The 25,452-nt window shown below is 59.5% G+C and carries 20 protein-coding genes and 2 pseudogenes; 11 read left to right on the forward strand and 11 right to left on the reverse strand.

What is annotated here, in order from left to right:
* The 3 genes and pseudogenes from TSA1_RS15800 to TSA1_RS15810 form a co-directional block, all read left to right on the forward strand.
* Positions 1-139: pseudogene (locus tag TSA1_RS15800) on the forward strand (DUF736 family protein); the annotation flags it as partial.
* Positions 132-635 (forward strand): annotated as a pseudogene (locus tag TSA1_RS15805) (TraB/TrbI/VirB10 family type IV secretion system protein); the annotation flags it as partial. The pseudogenes TSA1_RS15800 and TSA1_RS15805, both read left to right, overlap by 8 nt.
* 4 nt (positions 636-639) lie before the next feature.
* Positions 640-882 (forward strand): DUF2274 domain-containing protein, encoded by a 243-nt coding sequence (locus TSA1_RS15810; protein ID WP_100181147.1) that lies wholly within the window; start codon positions 640-642, stop codon positions 880-882.
* Here TSA1_RS15810 and TSA1_RS15815 read toward each other — a convergent pair.
* The 10 genes from TSA1_RS15815 to TSA1_RS15860 form a co-directional block, all read right to left on the reverse strand.
* A complete protein-coding gene (locus TSA1_RS15815; RefSeq protein WP_245448291.1) occupies positions 852-1,775 on the reverse strand; it encodes a LysR family transcriptional regulator in 924 nt (307 codons plus the stop codon). The two genes, TSA1_RS15810 and TSA1_RS15815, sit on opposite strands and share 31 nt — an antisense overlap.
* 70 nt (positions 1,776-1,845) lie before the next feature.
* Positions 1,846-2,475 carry an acyl-homoserine-lactone synthase gene (locus tag TSA1_RS15820; RefSeq protein WP_100177175.1) on the reverse strand — a complete coding sequence of 210 codons (630 nt, stop codon included), beginning with the start codon at positions 2,473-2,475 and terminating at the stop codon, positions 1,846-1,848.
* A 99-nt stretch (positions 2,476-2,574) separates the two neighbouring features.
* Positions 2,575-3,294 (reverse strand): LuxR family transcriptional regulator, encoded by a 720-nt coding sequence (locus TSA1_RS15825; protein WP_100177176.1) that lies wholly within the window; start codon positions 3,292-3,294, stop codon positions 2,575-2,577.
* A 771-nt stretch (positions 3,295-4,065) separates the two neighbouring features.
* Positions 4,066-5,664, reverse strand: coding sequence for a porin (locus tag TSA1_RS15830; RefSeq protein ID WP_100177177.1), 1,599 nt, complete (start codon positions 5,662-5,664; stop codon positions 4,066-4,068).
* 773 nt (positions 5,665-6,437) lie between these two features.
* A complete protein-coding gene (locus TSA1_RS15835; RefSeq protein WP_161497235.1) occupies positions 6,438-7,217 on the reverse strand; it encodes a Crp/Fnr family transcriptional regulator in 780 nt (259 codons plus the stop codon).
* Positions 7,218-7,290: 73 nt separating this feature from the next.
* Complete coding sequence (locus tag TSA1_RS15840) at positions 7,291-8,931, reverse strand: ABC transporter ATP-binding protein (RefSeq protein WP_100177179.1); 1,641 nt, start codon at positions 8,929-8,931, stop codon at positions 7,291-7,293.
* Positions 8,932-8,963: 32 nt separating this feature from the next.
* Positions 8,964-10,475, reverse strand: a complete 1,512-nt coding sequence (argH, locus tag TSA1_RS15845; RefSeq protein ID WP_100177180.1) for an argininosuccinate lyase — start codon at positions 10,473-10,475, stop codon at positions 8,964-8,966.
* Positions 10,476-10,672: 197 nt separating this feature from the next.
* Entirely contained in the window at positions 10,673-12,241 is a 1,569-nt protein-coding gene (locus TSA1_RS15850) for an ABC transporter substrate-binding protein (protein ID WP_100177181.1), read from the reverse strand.
* Between the two features lie 24 nt (positions 12,242-12,265).
* Entirely contained in the window at positions 12,266-13,156 is an 891-nt protein-coding gene (locus tag TSA1_RS15855; RefSeq protein WP_100177182.1) for an ABC transporter permease, read from the reverse strand.
* Positions 13,122-14,132, reverse strand: a complete 1,011-nt coding sequence (locus TSA1_RS15860) for an ABC transporter permease (RefSeq protein ID WP_245448293.1) — start codon at positions 14,130-14,132, stop codon at positions 13,122-13,124. Before TSA1_RS15860 ends, TSA1_RS15855 begins: the two co-directional genes overlap by 35 nt.
* A gap of 186 nt (positions 14,133-14,318) precedes the next feature.
* On the opposite strand from TSA1_RS15860, the gene TSA1_RS15865 reads away from it, so the two are divergent.
* From TSA1_RS15865 to TSA1_RS15875, 3 genes are all read left to right on the forward strand, one after another.
* Positions 14,319-15,227 (forward strand): LysR substrate-binding domain-containing protein, encoded by a 909-nt coding sequence (locus TSA1_RS15865; protein ID WP_100177184.1) that lies wholly within the window; start codon positions 14,319-14,321, stop codon positions 15,225-15,227.
* Between the two features lie 368 nt (positions 15,228-15,595).
* Complete coding sequence (locus TSA1_RS15870) at positions 15,596-17,281, forward strand: methyl-accepting chemotaxis protein (protein WP_100177185.1); 1,686 nt, start codon at positions 15,596-15,598, stop codon at positions 17,279-17,281.
* Between the two features lie 191 nt (positions 17,282-17,472).
* Positions 17,473-18,852: an L-serine ammonia-lyase gene (locus TSA1_RS15875; RefSeq protein WP_100177186.1), complete on the forward strand. Its 1,380-nt coding sequence runs from the start codon at positions 17,473-17,475 to the stop codon at positions 18,850-18,852.
* A 233-nt stretch (positions 18,853-19,085) separates the two neighbouring features.
* Here the strand turns inward: TSA1_RS15875 and TSA1_RS15880 are convergent, their stop codons facing one another.
* Complete coding sequence (locus TSA1_RS15880; RefSeq protein ID WP_100177187.1) at positions 19,086-19,532, reverse strand: flavin-dependent monooxygenase; 447 nt, start codon at positions 19,530-19,532, stop codon at positions 19,086-19,088.
* Between the two features lie 92 nt (positions 19,533-19,624).
* Here TSA1_RS15880 and TSA1_RS15885 point away from each other — a divergent pair, with 92 nt between their 5' ends.
* The 5 genes from TSA1_RS15885 to TSA1_RS15905 all read left to right on the forward strand — a co-directional run.
* The gene (locus TSA1_RS15885) at positions 19,625-19,807 is read left to right on the forward strand and encodes a hypothetical protein (protein WP_100177188.1); all 183 of its coding nucleotides are present in this window, start codon (positions 19,625-19,627) and stop codon (positions 19,805-19,807) included.
* 756 nt (positions 19,808-20,563) lie between these two features.
* Positions 20,564-21,703: a hypothetical protein gene (locus TSA1_RS15890; RefSeq protein ID WP_100177189.1), complete on the forward strand. Its 1,140-nt coding sequence runs from the start codon at positions 20,564-20,566 to the stop codon at positions 21,701-21,703.
* 471 nt (positions 21,704-22,174) lie between these two features.
* Positions 22,175-22,855: an HNH endonuclease gene (locus tag TSA1_RS15895; protein ID WP_145984314.1), complete on the forward strand. Its 681-nt coding sequence runs from the start codon at positions 22,175-22,177 to the stop codon at positions 22,853-22,855.
* A gap of 75 nt (positions 22,856-22,930) precedes the next feature.
* Complete coding sequence (locus tag TSA1_RS15900) at positions 22,931-23,266, forward strand: phospholipase C/P1 nuclease family protein (RefSeq protein WP_145984315.1); 336 nt, start codon at positions 22,931-22,933, stop codon at positions 23,264-23,266.
* Between the two features lie 241 nt (positions 23,267-23,507).
* Positions 23,508-25,452 (forward strand): type I secretion system permease/ATPase (locus TSA1_RS15905; protein ID WP_100181149.1); only part of this gene is annotated, 1,945 nt, incomplete at its 3' end.

Below are 25,452 nucleotides of genomic sequence, written 5' to 3' on the forward strand. Positions count from 1 at the left end.
TTTCAAGAAGGTCGGCAACGATTTCCAGGGCGAGATCGTCACTCTGAGCCTGCAGGCGAAGGGCGTCCGCATCGTCGTCGAGACCAACCGCTCCAACGACAACGCCCCCAGCCACCGCATCTACGTGGGCCGGGCCGATTACCGCACAAGTCACCGAGAATGTTTTTGATACGCCGACCGGCCGCTTTCTGCTGGTGCCCCAGGGGGCACGGCTGATCGGCTTGTACGATAGCCAGGTCACCTTCGGTCAGTCTCGTGTCCTGCTTGTCTGGACCCGACTGATCATGCCGAACGGACGTTCTATCGTTCTCGAGCGGCAGCCCGGTGCCGACCCCGCCGGGTATGCAGGCCTCGAAGACCATGTCGACAATCACTGGGGCGAGCTATTCAAGGCTGCCGCACTATCGACGTTTCTGGCGGTTGGGACGGAACTAGGATCGGGCTCCGACACAAACAGCAACGATAGTGCCATCATCCAGGCACTGCGGCACGGGGCAGGGGACTCGCTCAATCAGACTGGTCAGCAGGTCGTCAGGCGCAGTCTCAACATTCAACCGACGCTAACCATCCGGCCGGGCTTTCTGGTTCGGGTCATCGTCAATCGCGATCTCATCTTAATGCCGTATGACAGGTGACAATGTGCCCAAGCTCAAAATTGGTGCTCTTCCAGACGACAAGCCGGTCAAAATTAACGTCGAAATTCCGGCTGCGGTGCATCGGGATCTCGTTGCCTACGCTGAAGCGCTGGCAGGTGAGTCCGGACAGCAGATCGACCCGGCCAAGCTGATTGGGCCAATGCTGGGACGGTTCATGGCAACTGACAGAGGTTTCTCTCGGCTGAGACGCGGTCGTCATCCCTCGCCTGCGGGGGGCGACGGGTAACGCTCGGCCAGGAGCGACAGGAATCGCTGTAGGGCGGGATTCTCGTTGTCGTCTCGCCAATGAGCGTGAAAGCCTATGCGGCTTGAGCCGGAACCATCCTGGATCTCGCGATAAACCAAACCCGCAAGACTTGCGCCGATATCCGACTCCATCACCAGGCTGATTCCAAGCCCCATACTGATGAGGCTCTTCACGATACCGCGGCTCACGTCGTGGCGCTCGATGTTCGGTCGTTTATCGTCGGCGACCAACTTGGATACCAGAACGTCTTCCATATCGGTTCCTGGATCATACTGGCTCAGAAGCACCGTTTCGTTTTGGAGATCGGTCCAATGAATTTGCTCGTACGCCGCGAGTGGGTGCTCTTGCGGAAGCATGATCAAAATGCGCTCGCTCCAGACCGCAAGACGCTTGCTGTCCGATATTGGAACCTGTCCCGGTATTATCGCTATGTCGATGGCACCGTTCCGAAGCGCGTTGATAAGATGGATACGTGATCGTTCGACGGTAGCCAACTCGATCTTTGGAGCTCGTTGCTTGAATTCGACGAGACTTGCTCGCAGGTTGCCCGCGGACATCGATGTGCAAAACCCAATCGCGAGCCGCCCAAAGGCGCCACAACCACTAGACCTGCCCATGACAATCAAATTGTCGACCTGCTCGAGGATCATTCGCGAGATGTGCAGAATGCCTTTCCCGGCGGCAGTCGGAACGACGCCTCCACGCGATCGCCTGAACAACATGACTCCAACAGCATGCTCAAATTGACCAATCGTGCGGCTCAGCAAGGAATGACGGATGCCAAGCAGTTCGGCTGCCTGGCGAAAGCTTCCGCAATCGCTGGCGGCGACAGCAGAGCGCAGGTGGTTAAGAGTGATATTGATTGACGCCATTGTCTGCGGCATTTCTAGTCGGCTAGCGGAGGCGGCCGCCATGACCGCGGCCGGCGAAAATATCTTGCTGCTACGCGGCTTTTATCGCGGGCTCCCAAAGCACGGGCGACTGGAGCTTTCCGAGGTCGCGAACTCGCGCCAGGCTCTCAGCTGATATGTCGAGGTAGCCCGCAACGGCTTGAGTATTTCCAAGCGCTCTCGGACGGCCGACTCGACGCAGGGGCCATTCTGCGCGGCGCAAGATTCGCTCCATGCGCACATCGGTCACGGTGACGATGTCTGAGAGTTGACGCGAAAGGCCGAATTCGATCATGCCAGCGAAAAGTTCGTAAGTCGCGGCGGTCAAGCCATGAATTGTGCCACGTTGATCGCTCTCAGCGTCGAGGGCGAAGCGACTGCTTTCCCATACTGCTGGATCGGCCCGAAATGGGATGCCATCGAGCAAGACTGGAAAGGTGTCCCGCAACATCGTCGGACCTGTCGAAGGTAGGAGTCGCACGCAGCCCTGGACACGGTAATTGTTGCCTCGCTGGATCAAGTAAATGGGATGCAAGGCATCAAACTCATCGACTTCCATATCTCCGCTCGTCTGAACCTCCCAATCCAGGCGTTCCCTGAACACGCGATACCTGAGGCGATGCATGTCGGAAATCTCCTCAAGGAAGGACCCGTGGAACTCGGGCGCGATGACCTGCATCATAGGTGACCTCCGATGTCTACGAGATCGCAGACTGGGGGATGACCTATGCACGCGCAGCCTCCCTAGTTGCGGAGGTGTCAGGAGTTCGTCCGAAGGCTATCAGGTGCGATTGCACGCGGCCAAACGGGCGACGGCTTGAATGGTGGATCGAACTCCGAGCTTGGCCTTCGCGTTGTCGAGATGGAAAGCAACAGTGTGACGGGAGAGCCCCATGATGCAGCCAGTTTCCCAGGCAGATTTGCCTTCCGCGGCCCACTGAAGGCACTCGATTTCCCGAGGCGACAGTCCCACTCTATGGGTCCAGCTGCCGGCGAGACGTCGTCGACGTGCGTGGGCGTTGAAATATATCGCGACGAGTTGTAGTGCCCGGTGATGTTTGCGTATCGAATCCTCGAAAGCAGCACGCCGCTGGTCAGTAGCGAATGTTATGGCGGCGATCGTTCCATTGCTTTCATGCACGGGAATTGTGTATCCGCAACGGATACCGAATGCCGCCGCTTCCTCAAAGAACTCGTGCTCAGCGGCAGAACCCATTGCGACTCCAGCGCCAAGACCCCATGGAAAAGGATCGGGGTGCCGTAGCGTTTGAATAATGACCGGATCCAAGCGCTCATAGCGTCTTTGCAGGTATTGTGAAGTCCAGGCTGAAGGATAGGTTGAAATCAGGAGTGGTGCGATGTTCGGCGACCGCGGGAGAGAAAGATACGCGAAGCAAGACAGGTTGAGAGCTGCAGCAGTCTCGCTCATGGCCTCTTTGAGGTCCTCAAGGTCGTGACCTTCGAACAGGCGGTCAACGAAGGTCTGAAAGACACGTCGCATCTTTGCTCCAGGTTCTGGTCAAGGTGCCTTTGGCGGGCAGAATCAACCGACCGATTTTCTGCTGCCATTGCGCGTGCTGGAGTGCGAACGGCCGATCGACTGACAACAGGAGAACCATGCTGGCCGCCAACGATCTAACTCGGAGGCTTGGTCATACAGGCTCCCCGTTTGCAACGATGCTCCATTGGGACGAGATTTCGAAGCCGAGTTCGAGACCAACGGCGCGAGCGAAAGAGCTGCCGGCCGTTAAAGCCGGCAGCTAAGTCAGGGAGGATGCGTCCGAGAGCCGCCGTAGAAAAGTCCATCGCGACTTGGACCGCCGATCGCCGACGATTCACATGAGTTGCTGAAGCCTGCTTCCGCGAAACGTTCTCTCGATCACACCCGAGTATAGCCAACACTCCAAGTAACTTAAGGGTGTAAGGTGATTAAGAGGCACTTAATGGGCGCTTTTGCGTCGGCTGTTGCTATGCTGCGTCGATTTGGTGCGGATCGTACCGAGGTTTCGGAGCTGATCTTTGGCGCCACACGGCGTCCCAGCAGGCGTTTGTGGTCATCGCCACCACTGCGCGAGATGTTCGGCGCGCTCTGGAACCAAGCTGCCGGCGGCGGCATGGGCGGATAGCTGCACCATGTCAACAATCGTTCCGTTTTTGCGCGTTCTGCGACATGCGGTCTGAACTGAAAAGGCCTCCGGCGGGCACGCCGAAGGCCTTCCTTGGAGGTCAAGCGACAGGGCTGCTTCGTAATCCTTTCGTCAGCTTGACAACTTCACCAATTGCGCTGAGCCCGAAGAAGCATGACGACCGAGTTCTGGTCCTTGAGCTCGTAAGTCGCAGCCGGCTTGGCCGGGATTGCGATCAGAGCCGCCGGGGTCACTGTGCCTGAGTACTTTTGGTCGAGGTGGGTCCAGGCGAGGTCGGCTGAGAATGTCAGGTTCTTGACCGGCGTCCAACGTGTGATGATGCCGGCTTGTCCGATGGCGAAGTCTGGGTTGCAACCCGTCACTCCCGCGAGACCGCCGAACACGCCGCCTGCGCCCGTGGCGCCGCAGAGTGTAGTCTTGGCGAGCGTGCCGTACTGTGCCTGAGCGTAGGCACCGTAGATCGCGGTATTCCATTTCGGATCCCAGTTGTGGGTGTAGGCGCCGCGGAAGCCCCATGTCTTGACCGTCTCCTGCTGGCCGCCGGTGACGTACACGGTGTCCGCAGCCGTTGCGAAGCCGAGGCTCTGATAGGCAGTTCCTGAGCTGCCGAACATCGCGTAAGTGCTGCCAGCCGAGTTCTGGAAGTTGTAGCGGGTCGCACCGTCGGTGTAGACGCCCTGGATGTTGATCGTGTCACCCGCTCCAGTCGGGATGTTCTTGATCGACAGGGCGAGCTGAACGGCCCAACCCCACTTATCGTTGGGGTGACCGGTCGTCTCGCTTGCGCCGTAATAGGCGACGTGGTTGTCATGGGCGGCAACCGACGCCTGGAAGAGACCCCAGGCTTGGTCGACGCGGACCATGCCGACGAGATTTGGTGATCGTGAACCCCCGATGGCATTGGAGCCATAGCTGCCCGTGAGCATGCCGTACGCCGTCGCGCCGGACATGTTCAGGTTCCCGGCCTGATAGTACTGTGCGGCGTCCTCTGCCGAAAGCGCAGCCGTGATGCCCTGACCGAAGTCTGCAGTGTAGGTGAATTGGTTGACACCCGTGACCGTGCCGCCACCGCCGACGAGGCCGTCAAAGTTGTTGCCGGGGTAATTGGTCCAGGGCGCGTCGAACTGCGATATTGCCTTACCCATCGTGAAGCCGGCGAACTGGATGAACGCAAAATAGACGCCGAGCGAGCCGCCTGACGTGTTGCCGTCCGTGCCGTTCACCGAGCCTGAGCCCGAACCGTAGAGGGTCGTAGCGCCCGTCAGCGGGTTCGCGCCAGCGGCCAACGTGCCGCTGTAGGCGGTGGTGCCGGTGCCGTTATTGGTGCCCACGAAGTTGCCGGTCGTCCAGTTGAAGACGCCCTCGAAATAGGTGCGGACCACGCCGTATTCGGTCGCTGTGCGGGTGTCGATATTGAGATCTTCGCGAGCACGCATAATGTAGTAGTTCGTCAAACGATTGAACGCAGCGTTTGCGCCTTGCGAACTCACATTATAATTGCCGCCGAAATCCGAGCTGCTGCCCAGCACGGCGTCGGCGCGCAGATAGCCTCCCAGCTTGATGCAGGTGTCGGTGCCGGGAATGTAGTAGAAGCCGGCACCGAAGAGCGAACAGATCTTGACGTATTCGACCGCCTTGGCCTTCACGGGAAGATCGGCTGCCTGCACGCCGGCACCCGCGAACATGGCCACAGAACCGAGCAACAGGCTCTCCATAATCTTCATAAAGTCCTCCAATTCTTACACTCAAATGTGGTCGTTCGATCTTGCGAATCGGACGAACCAGCGTTTCCCCGCCCCCAATCACGCCCGATCGGAAGAGCCTAGCTAGAACGCCACTGATCGCTTGCGTCAGTGAGCGTCGCGGTGTGGACCATTCCGACACCCGCGCGGTCACGTTGACAGATTTGTGTTCGTTATCTTGGTGCGAACTTTGTACGGAGCGGACGATGCGCGCATGGCAGCCGCTAGCGTGTTCTAGACGTGTCACAACTGTACGCGTCGTACTGTCGTTAGCCGCGAGCGCATTCCCTTGCGTCCGCGGTGGGCGGCCCCTCACTCATCTCTGAAGGTGACTTTCGAGCTTCACTTATCTACATCCGATCGCAGTGCCGGCCAGCTTTTAGGGACGATCTGCAATTGATGAACTGTCTGCGCGACCCCGGTGGCGGGCGGATCGGTAGCATGGGGTAGGGGCTTTGACGGCCAAGCGCTGCGTACTGCGCCAAACCTCGCGCGGAGCAAAAATGTGGGCGTAGCCGAAAGGGCTCCGACACGCTGGTGTTGAGCGCCTTCCTCGTCTCGGCACTGGAGGTCCGGATATCTTTAGTCGACAATATCCGTGCGATGCAGTGTCGCCACGCAGCGAGAACGGGGACTTTCATTCTGGCCAACAAACGGCCTGCCGATTAACGGGAAGCACGTTCAAACGGGCTGAAGGCGGATGCCGTCTTCCTTCGCGCAAATCGACGCCATGACTGATGTGCGTCGCGAAGAAACTATCTAATCTCGAGAGATAGCTTGTGTGCCCCGAGAGACGCCGACCTACCAGCCACGGCCGGTTCGTATGCGGTCATAATTGCGTTATAGCAGGTACAGGTCCGTTGTTCGAGTGCGCGGCGTTCTCGCACGTGCAGGACACCTCGCGCTTTGCGAACAAGTCCGAGCTCTTCAAATCGCATCAAAGCGTTGGTGACGCCAGGCCGGCGTAGTCCAAGGATAAACGCGAGATGATCGTGCGTTATGGCCAGTGTTTCGTGCCCAAGGGCGTCGCAAGCCAGGCACAGCCAGCTGGCCAAACGCTGCTCAAGTTCATGGCGGACGCCACAGAGTGCGGTCTGTGCACCATGTATCATGAGCGATTGCACATAGTGCAGGAGGCGCTCACGAACCAACGGCCTGGATTGCATCGAGCGTTGCAAGTCCTCGCCCCGAACCCGGAGCGCTTTCCCGGGCATCAGGACCACGGATTTATGAATTGAGGTTCCCACTCCGAGCGCAATGGAAGCATCTACCGCGCCATGACGGCCGACCAATCCAGTCTCCAGGATATTTCCTCGTGAGAACGTCAGAAGTGACACGAGGCCAGTCTCGACGAAGTAGATGAACTCAATTTCTCGGTGGGCCTCGTTCAGCACCGACCCTCGATCAAGTACGATGGGTTGAAGATAGGAACGAAGGGAATCGAAGTCCGACAGGGATAGCTTGGTCAAGATGCCATTCCTTATCGCTGGTGCCGGGACCAGTTCACAAATTGGAATGGCTTCGTCCTGCTTCACATCGTTTCCTGAAGTCGAGGTACCTCGCGGAAGGGCAGGCCGGCGATCTGATCCAAGGTCAGCCGAGAGTCGATCAATCCAGGACGACATCGAAGGCCGCCTTCAGAAGTGCTTGAGTATAGGGATGACGGGGAGAGCTAAAGATCTCCGCGGCAGTGCCACGCTCAACGACTTGGCCGGACTTCATTACAATAAGCTCCTGGCAAAGGGCCTTGACGACCTTGAGGTCGTGGCTGATGAACAAATAGGCGAGGTTGTGCCTCTTCTGTAGGTCGCGCAGTAGATCGAGAAGCTGCGCTTGGATCGACATGTCGAGCGCCGACGTCGGCTCGTCGAGAACCACGAACTTCGGCTTCAGGATCATCGCACGCGCGATGGCGATGCGTTGGCGTTGCCCCCCGGAGAATTCGTGCGGGAACCGGCTCCGCAGCGCTGGGTCGAGACCGACCTCATCGAGTATCGAGATAATCATTTGGTCGCGCTCACTCTGACTGGAGCCGATGCGGTGGATACGCAAACCTTCGCCGACAATTTCGGCGACCGACTTGCGCGGGCTGAGGGAGCCGTAGGGGTCTTGGAAGACGATCTGCATGTTCCGACGTAGGGGACGGACGTTTTCCTCGCCCAGGCCTTGTATCTCTCGGCCCTCGTACCGGATGGAGCCTTCGGATGGGATAAGTCGCAGGATGGCCATGCCAAGGGTCGATTTGCCCGAACCGCTCTCGCCGACAACGCCGACGGTCTGTCCTTGGCGAACCGTCAGGTCAATGCCGTCCACGGCGTTGACGGGCGCTGTCATTCTGCGCAAGAAGCCTCCCTTTGTACCGAAGGAAACCTTCATTGCGCGCGCTTCGAGAAGAATGGGGGCCTCATCCTCGATGAGAATCGGGCTTTCTTTTGGATCAGAGTTCAACAAATGCTTGGTATAGGCGTGGCGCGGGGCTGCGAAAACTTGCGCGGTGCTCCCCGCTTCGACGATAGTACCTTTATTCATGACGCAGACGCGGTCCGCCATTTTGCGAACAACCCCCAGGTCGTGGGTGATAAGCAGCAGAGCCATCCCGAAGCGGCGCTGCAGATCCTTGAGCAGTTTGAGGATTTGAGCCTGGATCGTTACGTCGAGCGCTGTCGTCGGTTCGTCGGCAATAAGCAGGTCCGGTTCATTGGCGAGTGCCATGGCGATCATCGCCCGTTGGCGCTGGCCGCCCGACAATTGATGCGGATAGGCACCTAGCCGCTTCTCGGGCATCGGAAGGCCAACCAGCGTCAGCAGTTCGATGACACGTAAGCGGGCCTTTTCGCCTCGGATGTTTCTATGGAGCGCCAAGACCTCGCCGATCTGCGTTTGCAGTGTCTGGAGGGGATTCAGAGAGGTCATGGGCTCCTGGAAGACCATTGCTATTCTGTTGCCGCGGAGCTTTTCGAGCTCGCGCTCGGGAGCACCAACAAGCTCGCGTCCCGCGAAACGAATGCTCCCTTTCAGACGATGGGCAACCGCACGGGGTAGAAGCTGGAGGATCGACAGTGCAGTCATCGATTTGCCGGATCCCGACTCGCCGACCAACGCCAAGGTCTCCCCTCGGCTCACATGTACTGTTACCCCTCTGACCGCGGGAATCGTTCCTTCCGACGTAATGAAATCGACGCGCAAATCCTCGATATCGAGCAGCGCGTCGGCTTTTATCAACGATGATGCGGGTTCGCAAAGCGACATGAGCGAGATTCCGGATATTGAGAGCGACTGGCTCAGGCGGAGATGATTGCGTCTACGGCACCATCGAGTTTCGCGGCCGCGCCGGCCAGGCGTACACGTTCTGCTGCGAGCCATCCGTCGCTATCAGCCAGTCGGTCTCCGGCGACCTCGAGCATGCGGTCGACCTCGGCAGGAGACACGCTGCCAACGGTCACTCTGGTCCGAACAAAAACTTCGGGATCGAGCGCATTCCGGATGGTGGCATCGTCGATTGCAATCGACTTTGCAATTGTCTCCTCGGCAGCGCGGTCGAGCAGTTCTCTCGTGACAGCGGTGGGTGCGATATTCTCAGCGATGCAGATCCGGACCAGGCGAGCCACGACATGATGAACTTGGCGGAACGACAGTCCCGTCTGCCTGACCATCACGTCTGCGAGATTGCTGGCGGCGCACCAGCTGCCTTCGAGGCCCTTGCGCATGCGCTTCTCGTGCACAATCAGGGTCGAGACGATGCCGGTCAGAAGGTCGAGCATACCCTCCGTGGTATCCATCGCTTCGTCGAGCAGAGGAAGATCACGCATAGCTTGGTCGCCGGTGCCTTCGGCCCGAAAGGTGGCGAGCGCCGTGGCGAGCCAGGTTACCGAGGCTCCCGCGGCCTTTTTGACGGTCTCGAGCCCAGCCGGGTTCTTTTTCTGAGGGAAGATACTGCTGGTCCCGCAATAAGCGTCGCTTGATTCGACGAAGCCAAATTCAACGCTCGACCAGAGATGGAGGTCCGTCGAGAGATCATTGAGGGAGGCCATAATGAAAGAAAGCGACGCGATGGCATCCGCCGCGTAGAAGGCCTCACGACCAAGCTTGGAATTTTCCAGCACGGCGGCGAAGCCGAGCAATTCCGTAGTCCGGCTTCGATCGAGTGGCCATGAAGTCCCCGACAGGCCGACGGCGCCGAGGGGATTCAGGTTCACGCGAGCGTACGCTTGGGTCAATCGTTCCGAATCCTCGGCGAGACGTGTGTCGATGCTCAGCAGATAGTGACCAAATACCCAGGGCTGAGCGTGCTGCATATGCGTGTAGCCAGGCATGATCGCACGTGAGTGGAGCGCGGCCTTGGCGATCAGAACACGACGGAACTGATTCAACCGATCCAGTACGTCGAGGGTTCGATTTCGTTCATAGAGTCGGCGGACGGTTGTGCCTTGATCAATGCGACTGCGGCCCGTATGCATCTGGCCGCCGATATCCTCGCCCAATCGCGAAAATAGGTGGGCCTCGACCTGCAGCAGGAAGCTTCCCCTGGAGGGATCAATCTGGAATGAGTCGGGATCCCTTCTCCCCAGCTCAACCAAGGCCTCAAGAATCGCCTTTGCGACTTTCCGCGTGAGAATTCCTTGCTCCGCCAACATGACGGTATGAGCGAGATCTACCTGATTGAACTCGCGCATCTGACGCGCTTCTCGCTTGAGTCCAGGAATGTCGTGATACTTGACGAGAGCGTCGGCCGGCGGGCTGCTGAGCCGAGCGTCTGTCAGCAACATCTCGCCGTCGACTAGAGTTCTATTCATCGTCCTATTCCATTCAACGATCATGATGTGAGAAGCGAAGACAGAGGGGACGTCCGTGTGAACGCCCGCGATGTCGGGTCAGCTCGGGACCGCAGTGTGAAGCGTTATTGATTGGTTTTCGGTAGGTTTCCACGCACTCGGTCATCGACTGCGCTTGCGCAGATGCCCGCCGGTCAGATGATCAGGGCAGATCAGAGTCATCTCTTAGCGACTTGGTCGAGCCTTAGAATCTCACTCGCGTAAACTTCTGGATCTTTCAGCCCCTTGGCTTTCCCAATCAGCTGCACCTGATCAAAAAGCACAAGCGAGTTCGGTGCCTCGTTCCAGATGATGGCTTGAACATCGGCATATGCCTTCATACGCGTTTCGTAATTCATATCGACGGCCGCCCTCTTGAGCAGCTCGTCGACTCTGGCGTTGCTATAACCGGTCAGATTGGAGCCATCGGTGCTGAAGAATTTGCGACGCAGGCGCCAATCGGCGTTCGTTACGCCGGTGCCGAGGAGCCACATGTTGGCGTCGTTACTTCCCTTGCCAGTTCCTTTACCTTCGTCGGGCCGATAAAGGGTCTTCTGATAGGTCGCCCACTCCCAAACCTTGAATTCAGTTTTGAGGCCCACAGCATTGAGGTAACCCTGAACGGCCTCGGCAATTGCCTTGTCCTTCATATAGCGTCCAGCCGGCGTCCACATGACGACGGTTCCGTCATATCCGCCGGGGAAGACCTCCGCGATCATCTGGCGCGCCTTGTCAGGAGCGTAGGTGTAGGGACGCTGCCGCGCGCGACCCTGGACGCCGGCCGGGAAAATGCCTTCCGGTACCCGCCCGTAACCATCCAGGATCTTCTCGATGATGGCGTTGCGATCGATCGCGTGGTTCACCGCGAGCCGAACACGAGGGTCCGCGAACGGCGGCTTGGTCGTATTGAGTTCGAAAAAGATCTGGAACGAGCTCGGCTCGACGAGAAGGTCGGCACTTTGCGCGACTGCGCCGGCGGACTCGGGCGGGATATTCAGGGCGATGTCAGTATTGCCGGTGGTTAGCTCGATGACACGTGCCGCTGGTTCAGGGACGGGGCGGAAGCTCATCGTGGCGGCCCTGCCGGGACTTCCAAAGTGGTCCGGGTTGCGTTTCACTATGAGGTGCTGACCAGGAATCCACTCCGATATGACGTAGGGGCCAGTCCCAACCGGGTTGCGCGAATAGGCTCGTCCGCTCTTCTTGACTGCGGTTGGACTGTTCATCGAGGCATAGGCCTCGGTCAGGATTTCGAGGAGAGTGGGTGAAGGCTCCTTCGTCCGGATCTCGACGGTGTTGGTATCGATGACGACGACCTCGTCGACGCCGGCAAATAGCGAACGGTTGGGAGAGCCCAAGGTGGCGTCAGAGATCCGATCGAGGTTGAACTTCACTGCCTCAGCGTCGAACGGCGTGCCGTCATGAAATTTGACGCTCTGCCGCAGCTTGAAAGTCCATTTCAAGCCGTTGTCCGATTTGGTCCAGGACTCCGCCAGATCTGGGATGATCTCGGAGAGCTTGGAGTCCTTCCATTTGACCAGCGTGTTGAAGATGTGACCGAATACAGTCTGAGAAGGCGTGCTGCGCGAGATCGCTGGGTCCAAGGTATCGACATCCGTTCCTTGCACTATGCGCAGATTGAAGTTCGCCTCCGCCGAGCCGATCGGTGAAAATGCTGTGCTTCCCAAGAGTGTTACGCCCAATTTGAGGCAATGACGTCGCGAGATTGTTGAGTTCGTCAGAGACATGTGCGGCTTTCATTCCTGATGAATCTAAAGGGCTTTGCGGGACCGAGGATCGACGTAATCGCGCAGCGCATCTCCGACGAGATTGAACGCCAGGATGACGACGAATAGCGCGAGACCGGGCGCGAAAATCACGTGCGGATGGGAGGTCACATGCGCGCGGGCGGCGGCGATCATTGCTCCCCATTCCGGGATTGGAGGTTGGGGGCCCAACCCGAGAAAGCTCAACCCGGAGCCAATGAGGATGGCGTCGGCAAGCAAGAGTGTTCCCTGAATGATGATTAGGGACATCGTGTTTGGCAGAATATGAGAAAACAGAATGCTCGCATCCGTGGCGCCGAGCGCCTTGGCTGCAAGGGCAAATTGACGCCGCTTCAGTGCGAGTATCGGTCCGCGAAATAGCCTGGCGTTCGCAGGAATGGTCGATAACCCAATTGCGAGTGTGAGGCTGAGAACGCCCGAGCCGAGGATGGTTACGACGATGATGGCCAGGAGCGTGCGAGGAAATGCGATCATAAAGTCCATGAACCGCATCGTCGCATTGGTAAGCCAATTCTCGTGGTAACCGCAAAGGCAGCCGATAATGATTCCGACGCTCATCGCTATGATGACGCTGACTACGGCAACGACGAGCGTGATTCTTGCGCCCCAGACGATCCGGATCAGCATATCCCGCCCAAGTTCATCTGTTCCCAATGGGTGCGAGAGCGATGGCGGCAAGAGTGCTGTGCCGAGCGAGACGCGCGTCGCGCTCTCCCAGTCAAATAGAAGTGGCGCGAAGACCGCCGCTGACACGAACATCAAGGTGACAAGCGCGGCAGTAAGAGCGACGTAGTTTCGTCGACGAAGAAGGTAGCCCAGAAAGCCGGCTGTCTGCATGCTCTCAGGAATAGATAATGCGAGGGTCGATGATGCCATAGATCACATCTACAGTGAGATTGATGAGGACGACGGAGAGGGCGAAAACCAAGATTGTTCCCTGCACGACGTATATGTCGCGAACCATGATGGCATCCACCATGTACCGCCCCATGCCGGGCCAGGCGAAGACCGTCTCGACGATCACCGCGCCGCCGAGCAGGCGCCCGAAGTCCAGGCCCAATATCGTGACGATGGGGATCGATGCGTTGCGCATCGCGTGTCGATAGATCACCTGCGACCATGACAGGCCCTTGGCTCGTGCGGTCCGGACGAAGTCCTCCGACAGCACGTCGAGCATGTTCGAGCGAGTCAGCCTGGCGAAAGTCGCGACATAAGGCAGACCGAGCGTCAGGCTCGGAAGGACGAGGTGAGCGCAACTTCCTCGGCCAGTTGGCGGAAGCCAGCCGAGCACTGAGGCGAAGACGAGCATCAGGATCAGGCCCAGGAAGAAGCCGGGCATGGAGATTCCCAAAACGGCTATGCTCGTGACCAGGCGGTCAGCGGACCCGCGCGGATGAAGCGCAGAGTAGACACCGAGCGGGACGCCGAGAATGAGGGCGATGAGCATGCCCGCAACGGTCAGCTCGAGCGTGGCAGGAAATGTCCTCGCAATATCTTCCGTCACTGGCGCCAGTGTTTGGAACGAATCTCCGAGATCGCCCTGCAACAGCTTTGTAAGATAGATGCCGTATTGCACCGCGAGAGGCCGGTCGAGACCGTAGTTGACCCGGATCTGCTGCACATCGGCTTCGGTGGCATCAGGTCCCGCGGCCATCCGTGCGGAATCACCGGGGATCAAGTGAAGCACGAGAAATACGGCGATAGAAACTCCCAGCAGCATGAGTGGAAGCGTCAACAGACGACGTAAGACATAAGTCCCCATGGCGACAGACCCTGCAAAAACATCAGGCGCGTCTTCAGAACTGACGTGATCGCAGCAAGCGGGTTCGCGCCGATGAAGTGTTTTGGCCACGCCTAGAACGCTGAAGCGATTTCCATGTTTCGGAACGTGCTTCAGCTCGGTGCGCTGATTACGCTATGTCGGCTCGATGAATTCAACTGCAGATGCGCTACTATCTCTATAACAATATGTTATGCGTCTCCGTGATCTGCCGCCGATGGGCGGGAGCTGCTGTCCTGATGGAATCCGAGGTGATCGATGCAAATGAATCCGCGCCAGATCGAAGCGTTCAGAGCGGTCATGCTCACGGGTAGCATGTCGGTTGCGGCTGAGATGCTCAAGATCACGCAGCCGGCCGTGAGCCGCCTGATCAAGGACCTCGAGGCGGATATGAAGTTGCTGCTGTTCCGCAGGGAAGGCAACAGATTGGTACCAAGTCACGAAGCGACCATCCTCTTTGCCGAAGTCGATCGCTTCTATGTGGGTATGGATCGAATCGCGAAGATCGCTAACGAACTTCGACATGCCAAAGTTGGTTCGCTGCGGATCGCAGCCATCGGGGCCTTGTCGCTAAGCTGCATCACGCAAGCTATCAGCACGTTCCATGCAAGCCGGCCGGCCGTCGAGGTAACGCTGGTCAGCCTGAATACGCATCAGATATTCGAGTTTGTTGCCGGACGGCACTTTGACGTCGGCTTTGCCCAGGTCGTCGGCGAATTTCCCGGCGTTGAACTCGCTCCGTTACCGTTCCTAGAAGATGTCTGCGTTGTGCCGTCGCATTATCCGATCGCTACAAAGAGCCACATCGAGGCGCGCGATCTACAAGATCTGCCGTTCATATCTCTCGGATCGAATAGTCCTCAGCGGCTCAAGATCGATCAGGTGTTTGCGGAGACGGGCATCGAGCGGCAGCTCCTGCTTGAGACTTCGCTGGCGGCGAGCGCGATCGCGCTGGTTGCGTCGGGGCTGGGCGTCACGATCGTCGATCCCTTTACAGCTGGATATCTGCGCGATGACAATATTGTCGCGCGACCGTTCAAGCCTATCATCCGGTTCGAGATCACTGCCGTAAGGCCAAGCCATCACCAGCAATCGCGGTTGTGTCGGGACTTCATCGAAATCATGATGGATCTGTTCAAGAAGAAGGCGGCCGGCTCTCTGATCTGAGGTGTCCCCCCGAGGTCCCCAATCGTGTGCGGGACGCGGCAGAAATGGTTCGGGTGGAGCACACGGTCTAGAGTCGATTGCGCTACATGCCGAGCAGTGAGTAGGGCCTGTAGTACCCTGCGTACAAAGTTCGCACTATGTTTTTCTCTTCGATCTGGCAGTTTGGCGATACGGCGTGAGTCGTCGGCTCTCGCCTTACGTTCGAAGCGATCGAATTGGCGTGTACGCGACGCCTGCGAATGTTTTGTTCCCGACTGAAGTGCCACCTGGATAAGGAGTGACGGAGAGAAGCGACGTCGCTCCGCCGTCTACTCCGCTGGCGACAAGGAGCGCCTCAAGATTGTCGGCTACGAAAGGAATCTGAAGTGATGCGGCGCAAGGGGATCGGGGAACGGCTTGGCTTGTTGACCTTGGTCGGTTTTGTCGCGCTCTGTGCCCTTCTTGTTGTCGCGCTGTTCGAGATTCGTCACCAAATGGAGGCAGAACGCAGAGGTTCGTTGCGGAACGTCGTGGATACCGTCGCATCTTTGATTGAGGCGGACGGCGTGGAGGTGGCCAACGGGAAGATGAGCCAAGATCAATTCGTTGAACGAATGCGGTGGACGGTGAGGCACGCTCGTTATGGCGGTAACAATTACCTCTTCATTTACGATTGGGAGGGGATTCTTGTTGCGGCTGGGACCAGCGATGTAGGCGTTGGCGAGAGTCAGCTCGATGTTCCCGATGCCAAAGGAAATATGTTCCATCGGGAAATGGTCGACGTAGCCCACACTTCCGGCTCCGGAACGGTCACGTACTACTACCCGCGGAACGGAAGCAATGAGCCCGTCCGCAAGGAAGCGTGGATCAAAGGACTGCCAAACCTTAAACTGATGGTCATTAGTGGTGTCTATGTCGATGACCTCGACGATGCATTCTGGCGCGCCGCGCGGCAGTTGGCGGGGTTGGCTCTGGTTGTGATGCTGACTTCCGCCGGATTTGCGGCTTGGCTCGCGCGCAGTATTTCTCGTCCGATGCGAGCTCTCGAGGCGCGTCTTCACGGCCTCGCTCGGGGAGAGATCGTGGGCGAGATTCCCGGCATTGAGCGAGGCGACGAGATTGGCGGCATAGCCGGCGCTGTCGCGGTACTTAGAGATCATTCTGCGGACCGTCTTGCTCTGCAAGCCTCGCAGGAGAATCTGAAGGCGGAGGCTGCAATGGAGAGAAAGGCGACCCTTGCGCGGGCGACGTCCAGCTTCGAGAATACGGTAGCGGCCGCTCTATCCGAGGTGGTGGCAATCGCGATCGACATCGCGGCGGCGGTCCAGAGCTTGGGCGCGTTTAGCCGTGACAATGTCGAATGTAGCGAGGCCGCGTTGCAAGTTTCCAGTCAGATTTCGATCAACGTCCAAACCATGGCGGCTGCTGTTGAGCAACTCGCTGCGTCGATTCATGAGATCAGCAGCCGTGTTCATGCTGCGAACGAAGTGACGAACTCAGCTGCGGGTCGGGCGGCTCAAACGGCGGTAATGGTCGAGGGCATGGTCACCGCGGCAGCGCAAATCGGCAACGTTGTGCAGTTGATCAGCGATATTGCTGGCCAGACAGATTTGCTTGCATTGAATGCGACTATTGAAGCTGCTCGAGCTGGAGAAGCTGGTAAGGGCTTCGCGGTTGTTGCCGCGGAAGTAAAGAGCCTTGCAACCCAGACCGCGCGGGCGACCGAAGATATCTCGTCGCAGGTTGCCGGAATTCAGTCAGCAACGAATATGGCTGCGGGCGAAATTCAGGGCATCGTATCGGTCATTGGGATGATCCGCGAGACGAGTGGTTCAATTGCAGCTGCTGTTGAACAGCAGAGTTCAGCGACCGCCGAGATCAGCCGTGCCGCACAAGAGGCTGCAAGCCGAACGGATAGCCTCAGGGAAACGGTTCGCGAGGTGCTCGGGAAAGCCAATGCCGCCGGATCCATCGCTGAAAGCACCGACGCTAAGTCGAAGACGCTCAGTCACCGGTTTGTCGACTTGAATCGAACGGCGAGCGAGTTTGTGCAGGACCTGCGGACCACAGGATGATTGAACAGGATCCTGACCGGCATCCGTGGTTGAGAACGTTCGGCATTCTCGTAATTCATATGGACGGATCGTCTTCGTCGCGACACCGGAGCCAAAGTTGTAACTGCGGGCCGAAGTGCGATCGACGTCTGAGACTTGGCGGCCGCCGCACGGCGGGTCGTGCAGGGAACGAATTAAGCTAGAGGCGCGGGATGTTTCTGAGCGTATTTGATGTCTTTAAGATCGGCATCGGTCCTTCATCGTCGCATACAATGGGACCCATGACGGCGGCCGGGCGCTTCTTGAAGCTTCTGCGACAGCAGCCGTCTGGTCGTCACGCTGTAGCCGTCGGGGCGAGGCTGCACGGGTCTCTCGCATTTACGGGTAAGGGCCACGCTACAGATCGTGCAGTAACGCTCGGTCTTCTCGGCTGGACGCCCGCCGAGTTCGATTTCGACGAGGCCGAGCGCCAGCTCGAAGATCTCCGCCTAAGCCGTCTCCTGCGCCTCGATGGACTGCCGCAGCTCATGTTCGACCCTGCTCTCGATATCGTCTTCGATTACGGACCGCCATTGCCCGGTCATGCCAACGGGCTCGTGTTCTCCGCTCGTAGCTCCACCGGGGCCGTGTTGCTTCAGGAGACTTATTATTCGATCGGCGGCGGCTTCGTGATGACGGCGCAGGAGGGCGAAGGATTACCGGTTGCGGCTGACGTGACGCCGTGGCCCTATCCATTTGGGAACGCGAGCGCGATGCTTCGGATGGCACGTGAGAGCGGGCTATCCATCGCGGATATGAAGCGAGCGAATGAAGCCCATCTCCGCACACAGGAACAGGTTGATCGGGGCCTCGTCCATCTCTGGTCCGTCATGAACGGGTGCATCGAACGGGGACTGAGCCAGGAAGGAGAGCTGCCTGGTGGGTTGCGCGTGCGACGCCGGGCGGCGGGGATTCATCAGCAGTTGATGGCTGAACGGCAGGCCAACCGGTCTCAGCCCCATGCGGCCGCAGACTGGCTCAGTGTTTACGCGATGGCCGTAAACGAGGAAAACGCGGCTGGCGGCAGGGTGGTGACCGCGCCGACCAACGGGGCCGCGGGAGTCGTGCCTGCGGTGCTGAGATACTATTTGGATCATTGCAAGGGAGCTGAGTGCGACAAGATTGCCGATTTCCTTCTTACGGCGGCGGCGATCGGCGGGCTGATTAAGCACAACGCCTCGATCTCTGGAGCCGAAGCGGGGTGTCAAGGTGAAGTTGGGTCAGCGGCCGCGATGGCTGCGGCCGGATTCTGTGCGGTGTTGGGTGGATTGCCCGAGCAAATTGAGAACGCCGCTGAAATTGCCCTCGAACACCATCTCGGTATGACATGTGATCCCGCGGCTGGCCTGGTGCAGGTTCCATGCATAGAGCGCAACGGAATCGGCGCTATTAAAGCAGTTGCGGCGGCGTCGCTCGCTCTGCGTGGCGATGGATCGCATTTCATGCCTTTGGACAACTGCATAGAGGCAATGCGGCAGACTGGCGAAGCCATGAATGCGAAGTTCAAAGAAACGAGTCTCGGCGGATTAGCAGTTAATCTGCCGGAGTGCTGAGCGATATTTGCGTGCCATCGCTCTGCAGGCCGTCCATGCGGCTGGATGCGTACCTCTTAGCGAGTGCTGCAGAGAGCGAGCTGAAACGGCGGCGCGACTGATTGGCGTTTTTTGTTGAAGCGATCGCACGCCTGCAGCTGGACGTTCCGGCCTCTGGGTTGCCGCTCTCGATCATATGTTTTGAGCCCGGTGGCAAGATCGTCCCTGTGATCGGCCAGAACTCCGTGCGATCGTCAGTTTGTCTTCCATCGATGGTGCCGCGCCCTGCGCAAGTGTGGCATTGTGGGATGCGCTGCAACAGAGCCGTTGGAGCCGAACTGCGATGGGGCATCTTCCATCGGGACCAACGCGCGCCAGCAGACTCGGTTGGTGAAGCGCGCGACGCTTTCATCAAACAGCGCCTTTCGCACAACCGAATGAACGCCATCGGCTCCAATGATTGCGTCGGCCTCGCTCTGCATACCATCGACGAACGTGGCTGCTGCGCCATCCTTGGTGTTGGTGATGCTTGTGCAGATCTGGTTCAGATCGATGCTGTTCGCAGGCACTTTGCGGACCAAGTCGTCGTGAAGGTCTGGGTGGTGTGCCACCATGTAGGGCGCGCCGAGCCGCCGCTGCTTCAAGCCGTTCCAGGAGTTGCGGCGGCGAAGGTCAACCGTGTCCCAGTTGAGCGACACCATGGCCGAAGGCTTGAAGTACGGGCGCAGGGCGCCCCTTTCTGGCGCCGCATTCGCGCAGCAGAACTTGCAGCTTAATACACAATGGGAATGAAATGGTTGCTGCCAGCACTGTATTGCCGGCCTCTGGCTACGCGCTTGAGGTGGACGGCCGACTCAAAGCCGAATTTGCGACCAGAGATGGCGCCAAGGCGGGTGGAGTAGAACTGAAGAAGCGTTTTCCCATGCTTCAGATCAGGATCTATGACGCGCAGACCAATGCGCGCGAGGAAATTTAGGTCCTCCGACTAAGCCTTGGTGGAGTTCTTCCGCTTGCGTGCGTACGGCTTTCGCCGCATCGGACTCTCGTGAACCGAGCCGCTTTGCGTCTCGGCCGTGCGGCGTCGATCCTCCGTGCAAGAGCTGCGGAGCTACTCGCCGGGGGCACTCGGGAAAGGGACACGCCGTCATGAACAATGCCGGCGTGTCATTCGGCCTGCAAAAATTGGACGCCGATGAGGGGTCAATATTGCAGGCCGATTGACAGCGTGAGACGGGCGCATTCGCTGTCCTACCGTCGCTCGCCCCGGTGCCTGGCCTACCGCTTCCGGTATGCCGACTGGCCTGTGGCGGACAGGCATTGAGGGCGCAAGCGAGTGTTTTGAGCGCCCTCTTGGAGACGCCTGGCGCGGCGTGTCTTTCCTGCGGAGGATAGTGTAAAAACCAACCCTTGCCATGCTTCTCGACGGGCTGTCGGAGTCCTGTTGGGTCAGCGCGCTTCGTCCCTCGTCTGTTCCGCGATGCGGCAAGGGTGTTGGGGGCAAGTGCGCAATCAACGGTAAAGGCGCAAGCCCCGGGCCAGATCAGTTTTCGTAAAATTTAGCGGATTCCGCTTTCGCCATCGTTCAAGCCGCCTTCGGAAGTTTCCCTTACGTTTGGGCTCGCGGCGGCGTGAAGGCGCTTTCCTGTTCGTCCGAGCGATGCACCGGATGATTGCTGCTGCCGGGCCTCCGGACAGGCGCCACATGCTGGCCCGAAAACGTAGCGGGGGATGAATGTTACTACGGGTACTCGCCATCTTCGCGGCCTTCTGTGCTTTCGCCGACGGCGTGTCGGCGGGACCAACGCTGGACGGGAAGACGCCGGCCTGTCAGCAGTTCTCCGAAACCCGGCTGTGCGGCGACCCGGTCTCTGAATTGCCGGCGCAGGTCCTGTCGGAAGTCCGCGACATCGCGGGCCTTTGCAAGGAGGTCGGCGGGAGACCTCTTACCGGGCCCGTCATCGGCCACGGCCGCCTGGCCGGCGGTCCCGCCTTCTGGACCGTTGACGGAGCAACCCTCGAATGCGAGGGGGCCTGGAGTCTGTTTTCCAACGCTCACGGCTGGGACTCCGTGATCTTCGTGTCCCTGCCGGACGGACAGGTCAAGCGCTTCACGGTGGTCGGCTTTGGCCTGACAACGGCACCCGCCGCGAGCCCGACTAGGCTCTGGGCGGCGGTGGCAGGCGTGAACTGCGGTCAGAGGGACGCCCGCAGCACCGCCGAGACGATCGGCTGCGAGCGCGAGCTGGTGTGGCGCGCGGACGCTCAACAGCTGGACTTCGCGCCCCTGTCCCAGGCGCGCTTCAAGCCCGCCTTCGAGGAGGCCTGGGCCCAGTCGGCGTCAAAGCCCGATGGCTTCCCTGATCCGCGTCCGGCGGCACAGAGTCCAGCCGCGCCGGTGACGCGCGTCTACACGAAGATCGACGACGTTCGCGCCAATCGACATGACCTTTGCAAGGTCGTGCAGCGTAGCGGCACCCGGGATAATCCGGTCCTTGAAGAGCGTTGCCCGCCAGGGCCGGACGGCTGGACGGTGAGCCTGTTCTCCGCGGATGCCCGCGAATTTGTGCGGTTCGGCCGTCAGGCCGGGGCCGGGAAAACCGTCTCCGAGGCCCTGGAGGGCGCGTTCGCCGACCCGAACAGCGTGATTGAATGGCGGCTTCGCGACGGCAAGCCCTTCGCCGCCATCCACCGCTATTTCCTCGACGACCGCCAACTGCTGACGGTGCACAGCCTTCAACCGGACAAGACCTCCTGCGTGGCCGCGGTAGTCAACGTCCGCCGGGGGCAGGATGCGAACGAGCAGGCCGTCAGTATCGCCGACAGGCTGGGCCTGAATTACAGATGCAGCCGCGATTCATTCGTGGTGGATTGAGAGGCCGGAGGTTGCCATCGCAAATACTACTGGTGGAACGGCCTAAGCCGGACCATCGTCGGTCATCCTGACGACCTCGATCTGAAAGGCACGGCATATCAGGACGAGACGGCTCGCCGACAGGCGGTTGGTGCCCTTCTCGTATTCTGCAGCTGGTGGTAGGTCACGCCGATGGCTTCCGCGTCAGGTGCTGGGTGTGTCGGACCGTCTGCTCCGGCAGGACCCGGTACTAAGTGTCGATGGGTGAGCCTTGCGGTTGCCCGCAACGCTTGTCGCCGGACGGTAGCTGGCGCTGCCGGATTCTGAAACCATCGGAGGCCCCCCGGTTCGTGAACAGTAGCGCGACGGATAGAGACACCACAACCTTAGAAGTCTTATTCCGGCAGGATTGGTTCGACGGGTGCGGTGCAACACAGGCGCCCCTCGCTGGAATCGCGCACAAGTTGTATATAAGCGCTTTTTGGACTTTTCATGCGCTGGATCGTTTTCCTACTGGCAATGCTCGCGTCACCCGTCCTCGCGGAGGAGTACATCACCCATCCGCGCTGGGACCTCACGCCGGGTGTCGTGCGGGATATCTCGGTCACGCAGATCTGCCGGACGAAGTGGGGAGAGGACGCGCGGGGCGTAACAGCGGCGATGAAGCAGAACGTCATCGACGCCTACCGCTTCGACGTCAACCAGTGCCCGCTCACGACTTTTAGAGGAAAGCGCGTGCGGCGTCTCGAGATCGATCATCTCATTCCGCGATCGATCGGCGGGGCCGACGAGGAGGCGAACCTATGGCCACAGTGCTACGAGCAGGTCAGGCCGGACAAGAATGAGCAGGAGAACGGCGCCCACAAGAAGGACAGGCTCGAGACCTACATCCACGCGGAGCTTTGCAGGAATCCCTCCGACGAACTTCTCGCGGAATATCAAACCAAGATCAGGTCGGACTGGATCTCCTTCTATCATGAGATCTATGCCGACGAGATGGAGCTGGTGCCCGCCAGGGAGATATTCATGCCGGTCAAGACGATCAGACATGTGTCGGTTCGAAAGGGTGTCAGCAAGAAGACCGTGGTCGCAAAGAAGCGCCGGCATGCCGATGCCCTCACCAAGCACCGCCAAGCCAAGGCGAAGAAGCGCAAGGCGAAACCTGCAGGATAGGCGCGCAAAGCGTGGGGCGCGTCGCCTGCCAAGCATCGTTGTATTTTTGCACGGCGACGTGCGCCCGGTGGTGTGTTGTCATCAAGGTCGTCCAGACTGCGTGATATCGTGCATGCGCACTGGGACGGCCTGTTCGGTGGTTATTCTTCGGTCTTCGGCGCGATGTTGGGCGCGGACGACCGCGGCGGCCTGGCGAGCGTGCCTACGGATGTCACCAAGGCGCAGATTCTAGACCCCGAGGCCTGGGCCCAAGAGAGTTTTGATCTCGCCAAGCAATACGCCTACGCCGCGCCTATGCGAATCCGCAGGACGCCGGTCGGTCTGACGCGAGACGACGAGACCAACGCGCGCAGCCAGGCGGCGCTTGCAGCGGCGCGGCTGGCGAATCTGATCAACTCTGCTCTGAGGTAATAGAAAGAGCCGATCTTCTAAAAAGGAAGGACCACGGGATCGGCGAAAGCCAAGGTTTCCGATCTTGGGTGTTCATCCGGCTCAAGCGCACGTCGTTGAACCGTAGTGCGATCATGTGATCGTGCGATTTGATAACAATTTGATGAAAGGTCCAATCCACAACCTCAGCGAGATTTCATTTTGCTTCCCGAAACAAACGTGCAATACAAAAGAAGACGACCGGAAGTGGTGGCAGGGCGACTTGGAAGCGGTACGGCAAGATACGGGGCTGCAGTGCCTTGCGCTGTTGTTGCGGTTTCACCAGATCGCCGTTGATCCCGCGCAGATCGCGCATCAGTTCGCCGGCTCGGCCGTTAGCGTCCAGGAAATGCTCCGCTGCGCCAAGCAGCTCAAGCTGAAAGCGCGGGCTATCCGCGAAAGCTGGCCTGGCCTTTCCAAGCTCTCATTGCCTGCGATCATCGAACGGCATGACGGCACCTTCGTGATCCTGGGCAAGGCCGGGGCCGAAGACGTTCTCATTCACGACCCCGTGGTCAATCGTCCGCAGGTGGTCAAGCGCGCCGAGTTCGAGCAGGGTTGGACCGGCCGCATCGTGCTGATGACGCGGCGCGCCTCGCTGTCTGATCTGGCGCGCCGCTTCGATATCACCTGGTTCCTCCAGGCCATGCACAAATATCGCCGGCTGCTCGGGGAGGTGCTGGTCGCGTCATTCTTCCTGCAATTGTTTGCATTGGTGACGCCGCTGTTCTTCCAGGTCGTGACCGACAAGGTTCTGGCGCATCGCGGCTACACCACGCTCGACGTGCTGGTGTTCGGCCTCATCGTCGTCTCGATCTTCGAGACCGTTCTCGGCGCGCTCCGGACTTATGTCTTCTCCCACACCACCAACCGGATCGACGTCGAGCTGGGTGCGCGCCTGTTCCGGCACTTGATCGCGCTGCCGATCGCCTATTTCGAGGCGCGGCGGGCCGGCGACTCCGTGGCGCGGGTGCGCGAGCTCGAGAACATCAGAAACTTCCTCACCAGCTCGGCCCTGACGCTGGTGATCGATCTCGGTTTCACCTTCGTCTTCCTCGCGGTGATGTTCTATTACTCGCCGTTCCTGACCTGGATCGTGGTCGGCTCGTTCCCGTTCTACGTCGCGATCTCCGCCGGCGTCACCCCAATCTTCCGCGAGCGTCTCGACAAGAAGTTCGATCGCGGCGCGGAGAACCAGGCTTTCCTGGTCGAGAGCGTCAGCGCGATCCAGACCCTGAAGGCGATGGCGATCGAGCCGCAGATGCAGCGGCGCTGGGAGGAGCAGCTCGCCTCCTATGTCAGCGCCAGCTTCGACGTGCTCTCGCTCGGCAACTGGGCGAGCCAGTCGGTGCAGTTCATCAGCAAGCTCGTCACCGCGCTGACGCTCTATTTCGGCGCGCATCTCGTCATCGAAGGCAACCTGTCGGTCGGCGAGCTCATCGCTTTCAACATGCTGGCCGGCCGCGTGGCGCAGCCGGTGCTGCGGCTGGCCCAGCTCTGGCAGGATTTCCACCAGGCGCGGGTCTCGATCGCGCGGCTCGGCGACATCCTCAACGCCACGCCCGAGCCGATGTTCGATCCCTCGCGCGCGAGCTTGCCGCCGATCAAGGGTGAGGTGATCTTCGACCACGTCAATTTCCGCTACCGGCCTGATACCTCGCTGGCGCTGCAGGGCATCTCGCTGAAGGTGCTGCCGGGGCAGGTCATCGGCATCGTCGGCCCCTCCGGTTCCGGCAAGTCGACGCTGACAAAACTGATCCAGCGGCTCTACGTGCCGGAGGCCGGTCGTATCCTGATCGACGGCATCGACCTCACCGTCACCGACGTCGCCTGGCTGCGGCGCCAGATCGGCACGGTGCTGCAGGAGAACGTGCTGTTCAACCGCACCATCCGCGAGAACATCGCGCTGGCCGATCCTGGTATGGCCATGGAGCGGGTGATCGCCGCGGCCGAGCTTGCCGGAGCGCATGAGTTCATCCTGGCGCTGCCGGACGGCTACAACACCGTGGTCGGCGAGCGCGGCGCCAGCCTGTCGGGCGGCCAGCGCCAGCGCATCGCGATCGCGCGGGCGCTGGTGACCAACCCTCGCGTCCTGATCTTCGACGAGGCGACCAGCGCGCTCGACTATGAGAGCGAGAACATCATCCAGCGCAACATGCGCAAGATCT

Origin of the sequence: Bradyrhizobium nitroreducens (assembly GCF_002776695.1) — a bacterium.
Classification (GTDB): Bacteria; Pseudomonadota; Alphaproteobacteria; order Rhizobiales; family Xanthobacteraceae; genus Bradyrhizobium; species Bradyrhizobium nitroreducens.

Coding starts and splice junctions, on each gene's coding strand:
- TSA1_RS15815 (WP_245448291.1), bottom strand. CDS start 1,775: ATGGCGTCAATCAATATCACTCTTAACCACCTGCGCTCTGCTGTCGCC.
- TSA1_RS15820 (WP_100177175.1), bottom strand. CDS start 2,475: ATGATGCAGGTCATCGCGCCCGAGTTCCACGGGTCCTTCCTTGAGGAG.
- TSA1_RS15825 (WP_100177176.1), bottom strand. CDS start 3,294: ATGCGACGTGTCTTTCAGACCTTCGTTGACCGCCTGTTCGAAGGTCAC.
- TSA1_RS15830 (WP_100177177.1), bottom strand. CDS start 5,664: ATGAAGATTATGGAGAGCCTGTTGCTCGGTTCTGTGGCCATGTTCGCG.
- TSA1_RS15840 (WP_100177179.1), bottom strand. CDS start 8,931: ATGTCGCTTTGCGAACCCGCATCATCGTTGATAAAAGCCGACGCGCTG.
- argH (WP_100177180.1), bottom strand. CDS start 10,475: ATGAATAGAACTCTAGTCGACGGCGAGATGTTGCTGACAGACGCTCGG.
- TSA1_RS15850 (WP_100177181.1), bottom strand. CDS start 12,241: ATGTCTCTGACGAACTCAACAATCTCGCGACGTCATTGCCTCAAATTG.
- TSA1_RS15855 (WP_100177182.1), bottom strand. CDS start 13,156: ATGGCATCATCGACCCTCGCATTATCTATTCCTGAGAGCATGCAGACA.
- TSA1_RS15865 (WP_100177184.1), top strand. CDS start 14,319: ATGCAAATGAATCCGCGCCAGATCGAAGCGTTCAGAGCGGTCATGCTC.
- TSA1_RS15870 (WP_100177185.1), top strand. CDS start 15,596: ATGCGGCGCAAGGGGATCGGGGAACGGCTTGGCTTGTTGACCTTGGTC.
- TSA1_RS15875 (WP_100177186.1), top strand. CDS start 17,473: ATGTTTCTGAGCGTATTTGATGTCTTTAAGATCGGCATCGGTCCTTCA.
- TSA1_RS15880 (WP_100177187.1), bottom strand. CDS start 19,532: ATGGTGTCGCTCAACTGGGACACGGTTGACCTTCGCCGCCGCAACTCC.
- TSA1_RS15885 (WP_100177188.1), top strand. CDS start 19,625: ATGGTTGCTGCCAGCACTGTATTGCCGGCCTCTGGCTACGCGCTTGAG.
- TSA1_RS15890 (WP_100177189.1), top strand. CDS start 20,564: ATGTTACTACGGGTACTCGCCATCTTCGCGGCCTTCTGTGCTTTCGCC.
- TSA1_RS15895 (WP_145984314.1), top strand. CDS start 22,175: ATGCGCTGGATCGTTTTCCTACTGGCAATGCTCGCGTCACCCGTCCTC.